4 protein-coding genes and 1 pseudogene are annotated in these 3,658 nt (G+C 33.8%); all 5 read right to left on the bottom strand.

The window, feature by feature from the left end:
- Positions 1-421: pseudogene (locus J7M77_RS15000) on the bottom strand (DNA internalization-related competence protein ComEC/Rec2); the annotation flags it as partial.
- The gene (locus J7M77_RS14995; protein ID WP_296880022.1) at positions 412-873 is read right to left on the bottom strand and encodes a helix-hairpin-helix domain-containing protein; all 462 of its coding nucleotides are present in this window, start codon (positions 871-873) and stop codon (positions 412-414) included. The pseudogene J7M77_RS15000 and the gene J7M77_RS14995, both read right to left, overlap by 10 nt.
- 36 nt (positions 874-909) lie before the next feature.
- Positions 910-1,899, bottom strand: coding sequence for a Holliday junction branch migration DNA helicase RuvB (ruvB, locus tag J7M77_RS14990; protein ID WP_296880019.1), 990 nt, complete (start codon positions 1,897-1,899; stop codon positions 910-912).
- Positions 1,900-1,911: 12 nt separating this feature from the next.
- On the bottom strand, positions 1,912-2,475 hold the full coding sequence (gene ruvA / locus J7M77_RS14985) for a Holliday junction branch migration protein RuvA (protein WP_296880017.1): 564 nt from the start codon (positions 2,473-2,475) through the stop codon (positions 1,912-1,914).
- A gap of 113 nt (positions 2,476-2,588) precedes the next feature.
- A partial coding sequence (gene obgE, locus J7M77_RS14980; protein WP_296880015.1) for a GTPase ObgE occupies positions 2,589-3,658 on the bottom strand: 1,070 nt, incomplete at its 5' end.

The raw sequence follows: 3,658 nt of genomic DNA, 5'->3' as shown, positions 1-3,658 counted from the left end.
CATTGGCGGTTATTCCCTGGCTATATAAATATTGGCGATAATTAAAAGCATTGTCATTAGTTGGCTCATTAATATCAAAATAATTAACTTTAATATCTAAATAATCACCAATATCAAAACCTAAAAATTCTCCATAAACAATTACTTTACTGTTATTTGTTTTTAAAACGATTCGTTCCTTATTACGATTAATAATCGTTCCTTGCAAGTGGTTATTAGTTTCAATACTTGGATAGTGCATGGTCATCGTAAAAATGATCGTTAAAACAAGCATCGTTAATAAGGAAATAAAATTTAAACGAAAATAAATAAAAATACTGTAAGCAACTAAAAAGACAAAAAAGATTGGATGAACTAAAATTGAAATAATAGTTAAAACAATAAATAAAGCATAGTAGCTAAGATGATATTTTATAAACATAATAATTCTCGAATCCGTAAATAAGTTTTTTCGCCAATTCCCGAAATATTTTGAATTTCTTCAATCGTTTTAAATGGAGTATTGTTACGATAATCGATGATCTTTTGGGCTGTTTTTTCTCCAATTCCTTTAATTGTCATCAATTCTTCTAAACTGGCATGATTTAATGAAATTAAATTATTATTATAATCGGGAATATATAAGACACTTTGACTAGATAAGGCCGTCGTTAAATCAAAACCATAAACATTTTCAGCTTTTAATTGTGTTAACACATCACCAATAGTAGGCTGATGGTCAAAAGTTAAAGTCTGATCATAACTGCCTTCAACAATAATTTCAATTTTTGGTTCCACACTTATTTCTTCTACTTTTTCATCAGGTAAAACTAAAGAATAAATTGATGATAAAATTATCATTATCAATAATCCTATTATTTCATGTTTTTTCATAATCTTTTCCTAAATAAAAATAGACTGTCAGCCAGTCTATTTTTCCCTTCTAATATTTAAATGTTGATAAGCTTTAGCAGTAGCAATCCGTCCTCGTGGTGTTCGTTTGATCAATCCGATCTGTAATAAATAGGGCTCATAAATATCTTCTAACGTCTGCGGTTCTTCGCCAATCGAAGCCGCCAATGATTCTAAACCAACCGGTCCCCCCCGAAACCGCTGAATTATTCCTAATAGATATTTATGATCAACTTCCTCCAAACCTAAAACATCGACTTTTAAGCGGTCTAAAGCATCAATTGTTCTTTCTTTAGTAATTACATCTTCACCGTTAAACTGAGCAAAATCACGAACTCGTCTAAATAAACGATTGGCAATTCTTGGCGTTCCCCTTGAACGTTTAGCTAAAGCAATTTTAGCATCATCGTCCATTTCCATATGATAAACTCGGCTAGTTCGATCAATGATCGTCGTTAATTCTTGTTCATCATAATATTCTAATTTTGAAATGATTCCAAAACGATCTCGAAGCGGTGCCGATAGATCACCAGCTCGCGTAGTCGCTCCTACTAAAGTAAATGGTGGTAAATCGATTCTTACTGAACGCGTTGAAGCTTCTTTACCAATAACAACATCGACACAAAAATCTTCCATCGCTGGATAAAGAATTTCTTCAACGACTTTATTTAAACGATGAATTTCATCGATAAATAAAACATCGCCGGGTTCTAAGGCAGTTAAAATTGCCACTAGATCACCCGTTTTTTCAATACTTGGACCAGTAGTAATCTTGATATTTTTTTCCATTTCATTAGCGATGATCATCGACATCGTGGTTTTCCCTAAACCTGGTGGACCATATAATAAAACATGATCCAATGATTCGTTTCTAAGTTTGGCTGCCCCAACAAAAACTTTTAAATTTTCTTTTAGATCATTTTGCCCCACATATTCATCAAAGGATTCAGGGCGTAAGGAGCTATCTTCATCTTCGATGATATTAGCATCAAGAACTTCATTTTTCATTATTCAGCCTCCCTATTTAACTAACATACCTAAAGCTCTTTTAACATAGCCGTTAGTATCCAAATTTTGATTTTTCAACACTTTTAAAACGCGATCAACTTCTCCTTTACGATAACCTAAAGCCATTAAAACCTCACCAGCTTCTTCAAGATCATCATTTACAGCAATTGTTTCAATCGGTTTATTTTTAAACTTACCTTGAAGATCTAAAATAATCTGCTGGGCCGCTTTAGGACCAATTCCCGGGATTTTTTTCAAATAAGCCACGTTTGCAGTTTCAATTGCATTAATAATGCTGTTGACATCACCAGTAGCTAAAATACCAATCGCTGTTTTACAGCCAATTCCTTTAACTAAAATTAGCTTTAAAAACATTTCCTTTTCTTCACTTGTTTTAAAACCAAACAACAAATTAGCATCTTCTTTAACATACTGATATAAAAACACTTTGATTTCACTATCCCGTTTGAAATCATAAGGATTACTTACATAGATCAAATAACCAATGCCATTATTTTCCACGACAATACTATCAGCATTGATAGCAGTAACTGTTCCAATTATATAGCTATACATTCCAAACTCCTTTACATTAATATTATACTATATTATTACTAAGTTTTTATCTCAAATTTGTATCACAATTATAGCATTGTCTAATCAAAAAACCAACTAGAATTACTAGCTGGTTAATCATAATATTCAAATTCAAAATCACCGATCGTAACATTGTCACCGTCTTTAGCTCCCGCTTTGCTTAAAGCTTCATCGATTCCCATATTACGCATCTTGATCAAGAAACGTTTTAAAGCATCATCACTTGTAAGTGAAGTCATCGCTACCATTCGTTCAATCTTTTTACCTGTAATTGACCAGTTACCATTACCTAAATTATGTAATTTAAAGGCTTCTGGTTCTTCTTCCATTGTATAAACAACAGTATTTTCTTTAGCTTCTTCTTCCATTTCAAAGACAGGCGCTTTTTCTAAAGCATCAGCAACTGCATACAATACTTGATCAACACCATCATGGATAATCGCACTAATTGGAAAAACTTTTACTTCATCACCTACTTGCTCTTTAAAACGAGCTAAATTTTCCTTGGCCCCATCTTCATCCATTTTATTAGCCACAACAATTTGTGGTCGTTCTAATAGACGGTACTGATATTCTCCTAATTCCTTATTGATCGTAACATAATCTTCATAAGGATCACGGCCATCAACAGCCCCCATATCAATAATATGGACGATTACCCGACAGCGTTCAATATGACGTAAAAACTGATGTCCTAACCCTTTACCTAAAGCCGCTCCTTTGATTAGCCCTGGTAAATCAGCCATAACGAAACTACGACCATCTTTTACTTGAACCACCCCTAAATTAGGTACAATGGTCGTAAAATGATAATCAGCAATTTCCGGACGAGCTCGGCTAACTACTGAAAGCAAGGTTGATTTTCCTACTGATGGAAAACCAACTAAACCAACATCCGCTAATAATTTTAATTCACAAATTAAATCGAAAGCTTCACCCGGTTCCCCACGTTCACAAATTTGGGGAGCTGGATTTCTAGAAGTTGCAAAACGAGCATTACCACGGCCACCACGACCGCCTTTGGCAATAACAACTTCTTGTTTATCTTCCGTTAAATCAGCCATGATCTTCCCAGTTGTTTCATCAATGATAACCGTGCCTACAGGTACTTTAATAATCGTATTAATAGCATCTTTACCATGCATTTTTTTGGGCATTCCAT

Source organism: Thomasclavelia sp., from assembly GCF_017889095.1.
GTDB lineage: Bacteria > Bacillota_I > Bacilli_A > Erysipelotrichales > Coprobacillaceae > Thomasclavelia.
This window is presented reverse-complemented; position numbering and strand designations above follow the sequence as displayed.

Coding starts and splice junctions, on each gene's coding strand:
- J7M77_RS14995 (WP_296880022.1), bottom strand. CDS start 873: ATGAAAAAACATGAAATAATAGGATTATTGATAATGATAATTTTATCA.
- ruvB (WP_296880019.1), bottom strand. CDS start 1,899: ATGAAAAATGAAGTTCTTGATGCTAATATCATCGAAGATGAAGATAGC.
- ruvA (WP_296880017.1), bottom strand. CDS start 2,475: ATGTATAGCTATATAATTGGAACAGTTACTGCTATCAATGCTGATAGT.